Origin of the sequence: Pseudomonas sp. FSL R10-1339, assembly GCF_009600545.1 — a bacterium.
Taxonomy (GTDB): domain Bacteria; phylum Pseudomonadota; class Gammaproteobacteria; order Pseudomonadales; family Pseudomonadaceae; genus Aquipseudomonas; species Aquipseudomonas bubulae.
Map to the genome: position 1 here is coordinate 1 of NZ_WIVQ01000117.1, position 13,724 is coordinate 13,724.

Here is a 13,724-nt window from a genome sequence, read left to right on the forward strand (position 1 = left end):
CAGTCGCGCTGATGCAACCAGCGCCCGCGCAGGTGTTGCGGGTTGGCACCGGCTGGTGGTCGGGCCTGCCCTGGCCACGGATACAGCAGGTAGCCGCCAAGCCACAAATGGGCGCTGAACGCCTGCACATCCAGCCCGGCCAGCACTTCACGGCTTTCCGGGCGGCTGGACATGGGTAGCTGGTGCTGGCAGAAATGCTTGAGCTTGCGGTCCAGGCGGTCATTGCTGCCGGGGCCTAGCCATTGCGCAGGGTCTGCGCCATCGCCGTCCTGGGGGCCGAGGTAGAGTTTGATCGCCAGTTCCAGATGATGCACGCCGTCGCGGTCTCGCAGCACTAAATCGAGCTCACCCAGGGTATGCCCGCCCAGGCGGATCGGCAGGTTCGCGGCAATCAGCTCGACGCCCGGGGCGTGCTGCACTGCAAACTGCCATAAGCGCTCGTAATAGCGCCCCAGGCGTCGGGTGGTGGCCAGTTCGAGCCAGTGCAGGAGTGGTTGGCAGTTGCGGTCCAGCTCGCGCAGCCAGTGCTCCAGTTGCTCCGGCGCCTGGACCCAGTCGCTGCCTGCCAATGGATGGCGTTGGGGCCAGGGGGTGTGGGTCAGCATCGGTGGTGCGAGGATCACCCACGCCAGATCGCGCACCTCGGGGTGGCACAATTGATGGGGCAGGTTGAGCAAGTCGGGGAAGAGGGTCATTGTGCGAGCATAGCCGTTCACGGGGCTGAAAGGGTTTTGTCTATCGTCGTCTTTCGCCCATAATCGTTATTTTCGCACGCATAGAATCCCGCAGGAGCCCCATGGAGCAATTTCGTAATATCGGCATCATAGGTCGTCTGGGCAGCTCGCAAGTGCTCGATACGGTTCGCCGACTGAAAAAATTCCTGCTCGAGCGGCATATGCACGTGATCCTTGAAGACACGATCGCCGAGGTGTTGCCCGGTCACGGCCTGCAAACGTCGTCACGCAAAATGCTTGGCGAAGTCTGCGACATGGTGATTGTGGTCGGCGGCGATGGCAGTTTGCTGGGCGCCGCCCGCGCGCTGGCCCGGCACAATGTACCGGTGCTGGGTATCAACCGTGGCAGTCTGGGCTTTCTGACCGATATCCGTCCCGATGAATTGGAAGTCAAAGTTGCTGAGGTGCTTGACGGCCACTACCTGGTTGAAAACCGTTTTCTGCTGCAGGCCGAAGTGCGCCGTCACGGCGAAGCCATCGGCCAGGGCGATGCCCTCAATGATGTGGTGCTGCACCCGGGCAAGTCCACGCGCATGATCGAGTTCGAACTGCATATCGATGGCCAGTTCGTCTGCAGCCAGAAGGCCGACGGCCTGATCGTGGCCACGCCCACGGGCTCAACGGCCTATGCCATGTCAGCGGGCGGCCCGATCATGCACCCCAAGCTCGACGCGATCGTGATTGTGCCCATGTACCCGCATACCCTGAGCAGCCGCCCGATCGTGGTCGATGGCAACAGTGAGTTGAAAATAGTGGTGGCCAAGGACATGCAGATCTACCCGCAGGTTTCGTGTGATGGTCAGAACCACTTCACCTGTGCGCCGGGCGATACCATCAACGTCAGCAAAAAAGCGCAAAAACTGCGTCTGATTCATCCTTTGGACCACAACTACTACGAAGTGTGTCGGACCAAGCTTGGCTGGGGTAGCCGACTGGGCGGCAGGGCTGACTGATGCTCGATCCAGCGCGCAGTTACGATCTGATCGGTGACGTGCATGGCTGTGCTCATACCCTTGAGCACCTGCTGGAGCGTCTGGGCTATCGAAAACTCGCCGGTATCTGGCGACACCCGCAACGGATGGCGGTGTTTCTGGGTGACATTATTGATCGCGGCCCGCGCATTCGTGAGTCGCTGCATATTGTCTACGACATGGTGCGCAGCGGTCAGGCCCTGTGCCTGATGGGCAACCATGAATTCAACGCGCTGGGCTGGTGTACACCCGCGCCAGCCGGAAGTGGCAAGCAGTTTGTGCGCGAGCACACGCCGCGCCATGCCCGGTTGATCCACGAAACCCTCGAACAGTTCGACAAGTATCCCGCTGAATGGCGCGAGTTTGTGCAGTGGTTTTACGACATGCCGCTGTTTGTCGATGCCGGGCGCTTCCGGGTGGTCCATGCCTGCTGGGACAGCGAAGTGATCGCCACCCTGCGTGCGCAATACCCCGACGGCTGCATTGACGAGGCCTTCTTGCAGGCCGCGGCGGTGTCGGACAGCTTTGCCAGCCTGAGCTTCAACCGCCTGTTGCGTGGCACTGACATGCGCCTGCCGGGGGGCATGACCCTGACCGGTGGCGACGGCCTGACGCGGGCATTCTTTCGCACCAAGTTCTGGGAAGACGACCCCAAGACCTACGGCGATATCGTTTTCCAGCCGGATGCGCTGCCTGAACGGGTGGCACAGCAGCCGCTGTCCTCCACTGAAAAAAGTGCCCTGTTACGTTATGGCATTGATGAACCGCTGTTGTTTGTCGGGCACTACTGGCGCAGCGGCCGGCCCGCGCCGATCCGTCCGAACCTGGCGTGCCTGGATTACAGCGCGGTGTTGTACGGCAAACTGGTGGCTTATCGCCTTGACCAGGAAACCCGGCTCGATCCGGACAAATTTGTATGGGTGAATGTAGATCGCCCTGAGGCCATTCAATGAGTGTTGTAGCGGTATTGCGTTTGCCGTTGTCTGTGGACCTGAGCGGTTTTGTTGCTTTGCTGCGGCGCATGCAGGTGCCCCATCGGGTCAGTGAAGAGGCAGGCGAGCAGGTGCTGTGGGCACCTGAATCCATTGCCGACGACGTGCGCAGCCTGTACCAGCGTTTTCCGCTGGGTGACCCCGATCACGCCTTACCCGTTGTCGAACGGCCGCAGGCCATGGCCCGCCCGGGTTTTGCGCAGCAGCTGCGCGATAGCCCGGCCACAGCCATCGTGTTGCTGCTGTGCGTAATCGTGGCCGCGGTGACGCAACTGGGTGACAATTTGTCGGCCCTGAGGTTTTTCACGTTTCTGGACTTCAGCATTTATGGCCAGTACATCGACTTTGTCCCCTTGTCTGACAGCCTGGCGTCCGGGCAGTGGTGGCGACTGTTTACGCCGATGTTGATTCACTTCGGTTTCCTGCATATCGCCATGAACGGCATGTGGTACTGGGAGCTGGGGCGGCGCATTGAAATGCGCCAGGGCAGCGTCAACCTGATCGGCCTGAGCCTGTTGTTCAGCCTGGTGTCCAACTTCGCCCAGTACCTGGTGGGCGGCCCGAGCCTGTTTGGCGGGTTGTCGGGGGTGTTGTACGGCCTGTTGGGGCATGTCTGGATCTATCAGTTGATGGCGCCAAACCCCCTGTATAACCTGCCGCGCGGTGTGCTGGTGATGATGCTGGTGTGGCTGGCATTGTGCATGTCGGGGCTGGTGTCGATGATCGGCTTTGGCCAGATCGCCAATGCCGCCCATGTGGGCGGACTGGTCATCGGTTGCCTGACCGGCTTGCTGGGCGGGCTTTGGGCGCGGCGCAGGCAGGCTGTATAAAGTTTCGAATTGTCGCGTGGGAGCGGGCTTGCTCGCGATGGGTTCAACCCGTTGATTCAGATGCACCGAGTTGCCTGAATCGCGAGCAAGCCCGCTCCCACAGATAGAAATGCCATCTGATTTTTAAAGAGCGGAAACAGAACCATGTCCTCTTTCAACGAAATGATTCAAAACATCACCCCCGAGATCTACCAGAGCCTGAAACTGGCCGTGGAAATCGGTAAATGGGCGGACGGCAACAAACTCACTGCCGAACAGCGCGAGCTGTCGTTGCAGGCGATGATTGCCTGGGAAGTGCAGAACCTGCCTGAAGACCAGCGCACCGGTTATATGGGCCCGCAGGAATGCAGCTCGAAATCGGCGCCGGTGCCCAACATCCTGTTCAAGTCGGATGCCATCCATTGATTGAGATTGGTCGCGGTGCAATCAGCAAGATGTCGGCAAGCCTGGAAACGCCGACCGTTCAATATGCGTTCCGTTTGGGCGATACCGAGGTGCCGGTCAATCCCTTGATTGGCACTAAACTGCGTCTGGAATACCTGGGGGAGATCAACTGCTCTCACTGCGGGCGTAAAACCAAGAAGAGCTTCAGCCAGGGCTACTGCTACCCGTGCATGACCAAGCTGGCACAATGTGATGTGTGCATCATGAGCCCGGAGCGTTGCCATTATGACGCGGGCACTTGCCGTGATCCGTTGTGGGGCGAGCAGTTCTGCATGACCGATCATGTGGTGTATCTGGCCAACTCCTCCGGGGTCAAGGTGGGCATTACCCGTGCCACCCAGTTGCCGACCCGCTGGCTCGACCAGGGTGCCAGCCAGGCATTGCCGATCGTGCGCGTGGCGACCCGTCAGCAATCGGGGTTTGTCGAAGACCTGTTCCGCTCGCAAGTGGCTGACCGGACCAACTGGCGTGCACTGCTCAAGGGCGACGCAGCGCCGGTAGACCTCGCCGCAGTGCGTGCGCAACTGTTCGAGAGTTGCGCCGAAGGCCTGCACACCCTGCAGGAACGTTTCGGCCTGCAAGCGGTACAGCCTTTGCATAGCGTCGAGCCCATCGAGATTTGCTACCCGGTCGAGCAGTATCCGACCAAGATTGTCAGCTTCAATCTGGATAAAGATCCGATCGTCGAAGGCACGCTGATGGGGATCAAGGGCCAATACCTGATCTTTGACACCGGCGTTATCAATATCCGCAAATACACGGCCTACCAGCTGGCCGTGCATCAGTAAAAGGACTCCAGCATGCGCACCGAACAACCGCAAATGATCTACCTGAAGGACTACCAGGCGCCCGATTACCTGATCGACGAGACGCACCTGACCTTCGAGTTGTTCGAGGATCACACCCTGGTTCATGCGCAACTGCTGATGCGCCGCAACCCGGCCCGTGGCGCCGGCCTGCCGGCCCTGGCGCTGGATGGCCAGCAGCTGGAGCTGCTGTCGGTCAGCCTCGACGATATCGAATTGACCGCCGAGGATTATCAGCTCAGCGACAGCCACCTGATCCTGCACCCGACCAGCGAACAGTTCGTGGTCGATACCAGCGTGCGCATCCACCCCGAATCCAACACCGCGCTGGAAGGCCTGTACAAGTCCGGCGGGATGTTCTGCACCCAGTGCGAGGCCGAAGGCTTTCGCAAGATTACCTATTACCTCGACCGCCCGGACGTGATGAGCAAGTTCACCACCACCGTGGTGGCCGAGCAGCACAGTTACCCGATTCTGCTGTCCAACGGTAACCCGATCGCCAGCGGCCCCGACGAAGACGGCCGGCACTGGGCAACCTGGGAAGACCCGTTCATGAAACCGGCGTACCTGTTTGCACTGGTGGCCGGTGACCTGTGGTGCGTCGAAGACACCTTCACCACCATGAGCGAGCGCAGCGTGGCGCTGCGCATTTATGTCGAGCCGGAAAACATCGACAAGTGCCAGCACGCCATGACCAGCCTGAAAAAATCCATGCGCTGGGACGAAGAGACCTACGGTCGTGAATACGATCTGGACATCTTTATGATCGTGGCCGTCAACGACTTCAATATGGGCGCCATGGAGAACAAGGGTCTCAATATCTTCAACTCCAGCGCCGTACTGGCCCGCGCCGAAACCGCCACCGATGCCGCGCACCAGCGGGTCGAAGCCATCGTCGCCCACGAGTACTTCCACAACTGGTCGGGTAACCGCGTGACCTGTCGCGACTGGTTCCAGCTGTCGCTCAAGGAAGGCTTCACGGTGTTCCGTGATTCCGAGTTCTCGGCCGATATGAATTCGCGCACCGTCAAGCGCATCCAGGACGTGGCCTACCTGCGCACTCACCAGTTCGCCGAAGACGCCGGCCCCATGGCCCATGCCGTGCGCCCGGAGAGCTTTATCGAGATCTCCAACTTCTACACCCTGACCGTTTACGAGAAGGGTTCTGAGGTGGTGCGCATGATCCACACCCTGCTGGGCGCCGAGGGTTTTCGCAAAGGCAGTGACCTGTACTTCGAGCGTCATGATGGCCAGGCGGTGACCTGCGACGACTTTATCAAGGCCATGGAAGATGCCAATGGCGCCGACCTGAGCCAGTTCAAGCGCTGGTACAGCCAGGCAGGTACACCGCGGCTGGCCGTCAGCGAGCACTACGATGCGCAACAACACACCTATAGCCTGACTTTTGCGCAAAGCTGCCCGGCAACTCCGGACAAGATCGAAAAACTGCCGTTCGTTATTCCGGTCGAACTGGGCCTGCTGGACGCCGGGGGTAGTGAAATTGCCCTGCAACTGGCGGGCGAAGCTGCGGCCTCGGGCACCAGCCGCGTGCTGTCAGTGACTGAAGCCGAACAGACCTTCACCTTTGTCGGCATCAACGAAAAACCGCTGCCGTCCCTGTTGCGCGGGTTCTCGGCACCGGTGAAGCTGAGCTTCGATTACAGCCGTGACCAGTTGATGTTCCTGATGCAGCACGACAGCGACGGGTTCAACCGTTGGGATGCTGGTCAGCAACTGGCGGTACAGGTGCTGCAAGAGTTGATTGCACAGCATCAGCGCGGTGAAGCACTGGTCATGGATCAGCGTCTGGTCGAGGCGTTGCGCACGGTGCTGGGCAATGAGCAACTGGATCAGGCAATGGTGGCAGAGATGCTCTCGCTGCCGGGCGAAGCCTATCTGACCGAAATCAGTGACGTGGCCGATGTCGAAGCCATCCACGTTGCCCGCGAGTTCGCTCGCAAGCAACTGGCAGACAGCCTGTTCGACGCCCTGTGGACGCGTTACCAGGCCAACCGCGAAGTGTCCAAAGCCACGCCTTATGTGGCTGAAGCCGAGCACTTTGCCCGTCGCGCACTGCAAAATATCGCGCTGTCCTACCTGATGCTCAGCGGCAAGCCGCAAGTGTTGGCGGCGGCGCTGGAGCAGTTCGAGCACAGCGACAACATGACCGAACGCCTGACGGCGCTGGCCGTGCTGGTCAACTCGCCCTACGAGGCGGAAAAAGCTGCGGCGCTGGCCAGTTTTGCCGAGCAATTCAAGGACAACCCGCTGGTCATGGATCAATGGTTCAGCGTGCAGGCGGGCAGCACCTTGCCCGGCGGTTTGCAGCGCGTGCGCGAGCTGATGCAACATCCGGCGTTCACCATCAAGAACCCGAACAAAGTGCGGGCCCTGGTGGGTGCCTTTGCCGGGCAAAACCTGATCAACTTCCATGCTGCGGACGGTTCGGGCTATCGTTTCCTGGCGGACCTGGTGATCGAACTGAATGGTTTCAACCCGCAGATTGCCTCTCGGCAACTGGCGCCGTTGACCCGCTGGCGCAAGTACGACGCTGCGCGACAGGCGCTGATGAAGGCAGAGCTTGAGCGCATCCGCAGCTCGGGCGAACTGTCCAGCGATGTGTTTGAAGTGGTCAGCAAAAGTCTGGCGTAACGCCTGGACGTAAAAAAGGCGCTGTCCGAGTGATCGGGCAGCGCTTTTTTTTATGGTTTTTTGTCGCCCAGAGTGATCAAGCGTGACACAGGCACTTTATCAATCACTGCCGTGTAATTGACTGGCCCTTTGAGTTCCTTGATGTCGTTGTCGATATAACCACGCCGGGAGTAGTCGACAGAGGCGATTTGCTTGCCATTGCGATAAATGTGCACGGGCTTGTCTGCGCTGCCATCGCCATTCCAGGTCAGATTCACCTGTGCTGCGTCAGGCGCTAACCGGGCAGAGAATAGCCTTGCACCCAGAGGCCCGGTCAGGGGCAGACCGTCCATGGCATGCCGGGCAGGTACGGGCTCGATGCCAAAATGGGCCAACAGGGTCGGAGTAATATCCGCCTGGCTGGCAAAACCGTAGAGGTTGTCGTGGCCCGGATTGTCCGGATTGGTGATGGGGCGGGTAAGTTGCTCGTTGGCGGGTTTGTTGAGTGCGATAAACGTGGTTTTCTCGCTCAGGGTTTGGGCGCCATGATTACGCCCATCGGGCAGGCGCCGGCCATGATCAGTTGTCACCAGTACTAGCCAGTCTTCATCGGGGTTGCTTTGTTTACGGCGCTTGAGTGCCGACAGTAACTGGCCGACCTTGTCGTCGACGCCCTGGATTGCGGTCTGATAGCGGGTTGAAAAACCGTATCTATGGCCGACATTATCAGGCTCGTCGAAGTGCGCGAAAACCAGGTCCGAGCGACCATATTCAAGCTCATAGCTGGCCTTGTCGGCGACGCATTGATCGACGTCGGAGCATTTGATGGCAAGGTCGATAAAGCCTTGGGCAATATCATCGGCGAAGTTGTTGTTGATGGTATTCCAGCTGACAATGCTGCTCGTCTTGCGTTCAGGATCCGCCTGCTTGAGTTGCTTGAACAGGCTGGGCGCTTTGTTGCGCCATGCGTTGTTGTTGGAGGGGACTTTATGTCGGTCTACCCAGGTGCCGGTCAGTATTGTCGTCCAGCCCGGGCCGCTACCGGTAGTTTGCTCTGTCGCAGTTCCGTCAATCCCTCCGATGTAACTTTTGGCGGGGTTCAGGCCGGCAATATGGGGGGCCATATTATTTTGAATGGCTTGCTGAAGTTTTTCGTATTGCATGCCGTCGACACCAATCAACAAGGCCTTGTGGCTTTTGTAGTTTTGGGCGTCGGAGGTATCAGGGGGCGCGGCATGGGACAACATGACGGTGAATGTCAAACCCAGGCCGGCAGCGATAGATAAAGCAAAATGGGTATGGCTCATGGCAGATCTCACTCAGTGAGTTGAACACGAGACGAATATGTAAGGGCTGTATGTCACTGACATTACGTTATTGCCAGCTTTAAATGCAGGATATTTCAGTACCCGGCACGTTCATACGCAGTTCATGTCGGGCCAGGGGAACTGGCCCGGCACTTCATCAGAACTTCCAGCTCACCGATGCCGTGACGTTGCGCGGGGAGCCGTAGTTGCTTTGCCCGTAACGTACGCTTTGCAGGTATTTCTCGTTGGTCAGGTTGTCGAGGTTGAGCTGGGTGCTCCAGTGCGGGTCGATATCATAGCTGGCCATCAGGCCCACCAGCATATAGGCAGCCTGGTTTGCTGCCGGGGTGTCGTCGTTCTCGACCTTACTCTGCCACTTGAGGCTGCCGCCCACTTTCACCTGCGGTGCCATCGGCAGCTTGTAGGCCATGGAGGTGGTCAGGGCATTGCGCGGTATAAACTTGCGTCCGCGGTTGTTGTCGGCATCGGTGATATAGACGTAGGTATAGCCCCCGCTGATTTGCAGGCCCGGCGCCAGTTCGCCCGAAGCTTCCAGTTCTACACCGCTGCTCTTGTACGACATGCCGTCATACAGGTAACCGCCCAGGGAAGGGTTGAAACCTGAGTAGGTGGCAACGTTATCCTGCTTGGTATGAAATACCGCTGCCGAAACGTCCAGTTTCTTGTCCAGCAGATGCCCCTTGATCCCGGCCTCGTAGCTCTTGCCTTCCAGCGGGTCGAGCACCTGGCCCTGGGTATTGAGGTAGTACTGCGGGTTGAAAATCTTGGTGTAGCTGGCATACAGCGAGTACTGCCGCGTCAGGTCATAGACTACGCCAGCGTACGGGGTGACTTTGCCATGAATGCTCACGTCCCGCCCCGAACCGTAGTTTTCGCCATCGCTGTCGGCACTGAGCATGCGCGCACCGACGATCAGGTGCAGGTCGTCGGTAAGGCTCAACCGTGTACCGGCGTAGAGACTCTTCTGGCGGTCGGTGTAATTGGAGGTCGCGTCGGCATTGGCCATGTTGTAAGCAGGCTTGGGGATGACGCCGTTGAGGGCATCTTCCAGCGACACCGGGGTGTAGTACGAGGAGGTGCCGTACAGCGAGGTTTCCTGGGTACGGGAACGGGCCACGTTGGCGCCGAAGGTCAACTGGTGCTCGCGGCCGCCCAGGCTGAAAGGCCCGCTGAACGAGAGGTCGCCATCCAGCTCGCGGGTCTTGCCTTTGTAGTTGGAGGCCAGCCCGGTATAGCCGGTGCTAGAGGCGCTGTTGGCATAGATGTAGAACATGTCGGTGTCTTCGCGATGCTCCATGGCGGTTACGGTCAGCGTGGACTTCCAGTCATTGGCGAAGTGGTGCTGCCACTCGGCGAAGGCGCGACTGGTGCGTACATCCCAGTACACCCAGGGCTGGGCAATGTTGGCACTGGTGCTGCTGTAGTGCAGGGCGTTGCCGCTGCTGTCGGTCAGCGGCAGGGAGCCCCAGCTGGCACCGTTGGCATTGCTTTTCTGGTCTTCATAACCGACGGTCAGCGTGTCGTCGTCACTCAGGTCGAAGGCGAGCATGCCACTGAAGATGTTCTTTTCCCGGGAATAACGATCCAGATAAGAGTTGCCCACTTCGTTGGCATAGATCACTCGCCCGCGCACATTGCCCGAATCGGTCAGCGGCCCGGAGACGTCGAGATCGACCCGGCGCTTGTCCCAGGAGCCGGCGCTGACGCTGACCTTGGCCTCAGGCTCATAGGTGGGGCGTTTGCGGATAAAGTTAACCGTGGCCGACGGGTTGCCAGTGCCGGTCATCAGGCCGTTGGCGCCGTGCAAGACATCAACCTGCTCGTAGGGTGCGGTGTCGATATCACCCACCAGCACGCCGCCGGTGAGCCCCATGCCCATGCCGTCGTACTGGAAGTTGGTGATGTCGAAACCGCGGGCAGTGAAGTAGGTCCGGTCGGTCTCGACCTTTTGCACGTTGACTCCGGGGGTACTGTCCAGCACATCGCGAATACTGTTGAGCTTGAAGTCGTCAAGTTGCTCGCGCTTGATGCTGGTGATGCCCTGGGGTGTTTGCCCGGCGGTGAGGTTCAATCGCGTCGTAGTGGCGGCGGGTTTGGCTTGATAGCCCGGTGGTGCATCTTCACTGTCGGCGGTGCCGGTGACGCTGGTGGAAGGCAGGTTCAAGGTGTACTCGTCGGCTGATGCCGAATTGAGCATGCCCAGTGCGACAAGTGTAAGGGCGGACGTCGGAAGGCTGAACAGTGAGCGCATGATCTGCGGATACTCCGGGCTGGAACTGCGTAAACGAGAATTAGTTACAAAGCTTTACATTTGTGCAAATGATAATCAATGCTCTTAACTATTCTTTACGCATTGTTGCAAAATCCTTGCTGCGGTCTTTTTATCGGGCACCTCGGCGCCTCGACCAAACGCCGCCTGCCGAGTATCTGCAAAATCTCGCCAACGGCTCTGCGTGAAGGCTATAAACTGTCAGCCTGTGTGGTTCCGGCTTGAAGCGTCGGAGCCGGTTCATCATCGATAGCGAGTAGTGCATTCATTAAATGAGCAACCCCACCTCTACCTCTAAAGCCAACTGGCAGCCTGTAATCGCGCTGGCGCTGGCCGCTTTTGTGTTCAATACCACCGAGTTTGTGCCGGTGGGGCTGCTGAGTGCGATTGGCGCAAGTTTTGACATGGCCACGGCCCGGGTCGGGCTGATGCTCACCATCTATGCCTGGGTGGTGTCACTGGCTTCCTTGCCGATCATGCTGGTGACGCGCAACGTTGAGCGGCGCAAGTTACTGCTGGTGCTGTTCGGGTTGTTTATCGCCAGTCATGTACTGTCGAGTCTGGCGACCAGCTTCGGCATTTTGTTGCTTAGCCGGATCGGCGTGGCGCTGTCCCATGCGCTGTTCTGGTCGATAACAGCCTCTCTGGCGGTGCGTCTGGCGCCTGAGGGCAAGCAGGTGCAAGCGCTGGGGTTGCTGGCCACCGGTACTTCGCTGGCGATGGTGATGGGGGTGCCCCTGGGCCGTTTGCTGGGCGAGGCCATGGGCTGGCGTACCACTTTTCTGGTGATCGCAGCGCTGGCGGTGTTGCTGGTGCTGTGGTTGGCGCGCACTTTGCCGTTGCTGCCAAGCCAGAATTCCGGCTCGCTCAGAAGCTTGCCGGTGCTGTTCAAGCGCCCTGCACTGGTGGCTGTGTATCTGTTGACGGCGGTGGTGATCACGGCGCAATTTACCGCGTACAGCTATATCGAACCCTTTGTGCAGAACGTGGCGGGTATGAGCGGCGCTACCGTGACCCTGATCCTGCTGCTCTTCGGCGGTGCGGGGATTTTCGGTTCGCTGTGTTTTAGCTGGTTCCACAAATACAGCCCGCTGGGCTTCCTGCTGACCGCTGTGGGCCTGATCGCGCTGAGCCTACTGTTGCTGTTGCCGGCCAGCAACTGGATTGAATCCCTGGGGGTGTTGAGCATCATTTGGGGGATGGCGATCATGGGCTTTGGCCTGGCGATGCAGTCCAAAGTACTGACCCTGGCGCCGGACGCGACGGATGTGGCGATGGCGATGTTTTCCGGTATCTACAATATCGGCATTGGCGGCGGGGCATTGCTGGGCAGTTCGGTGGGCAGCCATTTCGGTTTTGCCTGGATCGGGCTGGCAGGTGGTTCGCTGGCGGGGCTGGCGTTGGTGTTCTACGCCTGGACCATGTACCGGCTAAACCGCAGCGCCGCACAGGCCTGACATACCGGGGCTTTGGCGCAAGGCCAGAGCCCCGGCAGATTTTACACGGCGTTCAGATGCTCATACAGAATCGTGGCGCCCACGATGATCAACACCACACCCCCCACAATTTCTGCGCGCTTGCCGACCAGGCTGCCCAGCGCGCGACCCAGCATGGTGCCGATAATCACCATGGTCATGGTTGCCAGGCCGATGGCTGCTGCTGCCAGCCAGATATTGACGTCGACAAAAGCCAGGCCTACGCCTACTGCCAGTGCATCGATGCTGGTGGCGATGGCGGTGACCACCAGAATCCAGAAAGAGTGTTGCGACGGTTTGTCTTCGGGCATGTCTTCATCGGGTTTTACGCCGTTGTAGATCATGTACAGGCCCAAGCCCAGCAGCAGGGTAAAGGCGATCCAGTGGTCCCACTGAGTGACGTAGCTGCTGGCCGCCTGACCGATGGCCCAGCCGATCACAGGCGTAATGGCTTCGATCACACCAAAGATCAGGCCGGTGCGCAGGGCTTCGTTGAAACGCGGTTTATGCAGGCTTGAGCCTTTGCCGATGGCGGCGGCAAATGCGTCGGTAGACATGGCGAATGCCAGGAGAATCAGGGCAATTGGGTTCAATTCAGTCATCCAGCCGGGCTTGAGACAACGACATAACACTGCGCGCCCGACTTCAGCACAGGTATGACGTTGGTCTCGCAAATCCGTATGGATGCCATGGCCACGGCAGGTTGCCGAGAATGTTGACCAGAGCGCCGCCACTTGCATGACGGCCAGCTACTCCCCAAAGAGGGGGCAGACGTTAACAGAAAAACGGGGGGATTGGGAAAAGGCTAAATTTTGTGTAGGGTTATTCGTATGTGAGGCTGCGATCGGCGACGCAGATGCCAGCCTGTTTGAATGCAAGATTTACGGCCGACATTTTTTCTCTGTGGGAGCCGGGCTTGCCCGCGATGCAGGCACCTCGTGCTGGCTGGATGAACGAGGTGCTGCCATCGCGAGCAAGCCCGCTCCCATAAGAGATTGGCGTTGCTTCAAATTTTTGCTTCTGCTGTAGCCACTCGATTGTACAGGCGCCGTAAATGCCGGCTATGTACCGGGCTTACCTGCCACCCTTTACGCCGATGTGCTGACCATCGACCCCGAGCTGCCACTGCCCTGGGCCGTCAATGCTTGCAGCAAGGCTGCCGTCGCCGCCTGCAGCGCTGCTGCTGTCGCAGTCACCTGGGCCTGGGCTCCGGCCACGGCGGCGGCTTTACTGGCTTCGTTCTG

At 59.3% G+C, this 13,724-nt stretch carries 11 protein-coding genes; 7 read left to right on the forward strand and 4 right to left on the reverse strand.

The window, feature by feature from the left end; translation table 11 throughout:
• Window positions 1–695, reverse strand: a 695-nt coding sequence (locus tag GHO03_RS21780; protein WP_153400511.1) for a DUF1853 family protein, incomplete at its 3' end; no start/stop codon positions are given.
• A 101-nt stretch (window positions 696–796) separates the two neighbouring features.
• Here GHO03_RS21780 and GHO03_RS21785 point away from each other — a divergent pair.
• The 6 genes from GHO03_RS21785 to pepN all read left to right on the forward strand — a co-directional run bounded on the left by GHO03_RS21785 (window position 797) and on the right by pepN (window position 7,429).
• A complete protein-coding gene (locus GHO03_RS21785) occupies window positions 797–1,687 on the forward strand; it encodes an NAD(+) kinase (RefSeq protein WP_095000386.1) in 891 nt (296 codons plus the stop codon).
• Entirely contained in the window at window positions 1,687–2,658 is a 972-nt protein-coding gene (locus GHO03_RS21790) for a metallophosphoesterase (protein ID WP_095000385.1), read from the forward strand. The genes GHO03_RS21785 and GHO03_RS21790 overlap by 1 nt, the downstream gene beginning before the upstream one ends.
• Window positions 2,655–3,527: a rhomboid family intramembrane serine protease gene (locus tag GHO03_RS21795; protein WP_095018023.1), complete on the forward strand. Its 873-nt coding sequence runs from the start codon at window positions 2,655–2,657 to the stop codon at window positions 3,525–3,527. The genes GHO03_RS21790 and GHO03_RS21795 overlap by 4 nt, the downstream gene beginning before the upstream one ends.
• Window positions 3,528–3,671: 144 nt before the next feature.
• Window positions 3,672–3,932 carry a YeaC family protein gene (locus GHO03_RS21800; protein WP_016780738.1) on the forward strand — a complete coding sequence of 87 codons (261 nt, stop codon included), beginning with the start codon at window positions 3,672–3,674 and terminating at the stop codon, window positions 3,930–3,932.
• The gene (locus GHO03_RS21805) at window positions 3,929–4,759 is read left to right on the forward strand and encodes a DUF2797 domain-containing protein (protein WP_095000383.1); all 831 of its coding nucleotides are present in this window, start codon (window positions 3,929–3,931) and stop codon (window positions 4,757–4,759) included. The genes GHO03_RS21800 and GHO03_RS21805 overlap by 4 nt, the downstream gene beginning before the upstream one ends.
• Window positions 4,760–4,771: 12 nt before the next feature.
• The gene (gene pepN, locus GHO03_RS21810; RefSeq protein ID WP_095018021.1) at window positions 4,772–7,429 is read left to right on the forward strand and encodes an aminopeptidase N; all 2,658 of its coding nucleotides are present in this window, start codon (window positions 4,772–4,774) and stop codon (window positions 7,427–7,429) included.
• Window positions 7,430–7,479: 50 nt separating this feature from the next.
• Here pepN and GHO03_RS21815 read toward each other — a convergent pair whose 3' ends face one another.
• Both GHO03_RS21815 and GHO03_RS21820 read right to left on the reverse strand, forming a co-directional pair.
• Complete coding sequence (locus GHO03_RS21815) at window positions 7,480–8,715, reverse strand: alkaline phosphatase family protein (RefSeq protein ID WP_153400512.1); 1,236 nt, start codon at window positions 8,713–8,715, stop codon at window positions 7,480–7,482.
• 157 nt (window positions 8,716–8,872) lie between these two features.
• Window positions 8,873–10,987 carry a TonB-dependent siderophore receptor gene (locus tag GHO03_RS21820; protein WP_153400513.1) on the reverse strand — a complete coding sequence of 705 codons (2,115 nt, stop codon included), beginning with the start codon at window positions 10,985–10,987 and terminating at the stop codon, window positions 8,873–8,875.
• A 290-nt stretch (window positions 10,988–11,277) separates the two neighbouring features.
• Here GHO03_RS21820 and GHO03_RS21825 point away from each other — a divergent pair, with 290 nt between their 5' ends.
• Complete coding sequence (locus GHO03_RS21825) at window positions 11,278–12,462, forward strand: sugar transporter (protein ID WP_095000379.1); 1,185 nt, start codon at window positions 11,278–11,280, stop codon at window positions 12,460–12,462.
• A gap of 41 nt (window positions 12,463–12,503) precedes the next feature.
• Here GHO03_RS21825 and mntP read toward each other — a convergent pair whose 3' ends face one another.
• Window positions 12,504–13,073: a manganese efflux pump MntP gene (mntP, locus tag GHO03_RS21830; protein WP_095031625.1), complete on the reverse strand. Its 570-nt coding sequence runs from the start codon at window positions 13,071–13,073 to the stop codon at window positions 12,504–12,506.
• Window positions 13,074–13,724 lie beyond the last annotated feature (651 nt).

Coding starts and splice junctions, on each gene's coding strand:
- GHO03_RS21785 (WP_095000386.1), top strand. CDS start 797: ATGGAGCAATTTCGTAATATCGGCATCATAGGTCGTCTGGGCAGCTCG.
- GHO03_RS21790 (WP_095000385.1), top strand. CDS start 1,687: ATGCTCGATCCAGCGCGCAGTTACGATCTGATCGGTGACGTGCATGGC.
- GHO03_RS21795 (WP_095018023.1), top strand. CDS start 2,655: ATGAGTGTTGTAGCGGTATTGCGTTTGCCGTTGTCTGTGGACCTGAGC.
- GHO03_RS21800 (WP_016780738.1), top strand. CDS start 3,672: ATGTCCTCTTTCAACGAAATGATTCAAAACATCACCCCCGAGATCTAC.
- pepN (WP_095018021.1), top strand. CDS start 4,772: ATGCGCACCGAACAACCGCAAATGATCTACCTGAAGGACTACCAGGCG.
- GHO03_RS21815 (WP_153400512.1), bottom strand. CDS start 8,715: ATGAGCCATACCCATTTTGCTTTATCTATCGCTGCCGGCCTGGGTTTG.
- GHO03_RS21820 (WP_153400513.1), bottom strand. CDS start 10,987: ATGCGCTCACTGTTCAGCCTTCCGACGTCCGCCCTTACACTTGTCGCA.
- GHO03_RS21825 (WP_095000379.1), top strand. CDS start 11,278: ATGAGCAACCCCACCTCTACCTCTAAAGCCAACTGGCAGCCTGTAATC.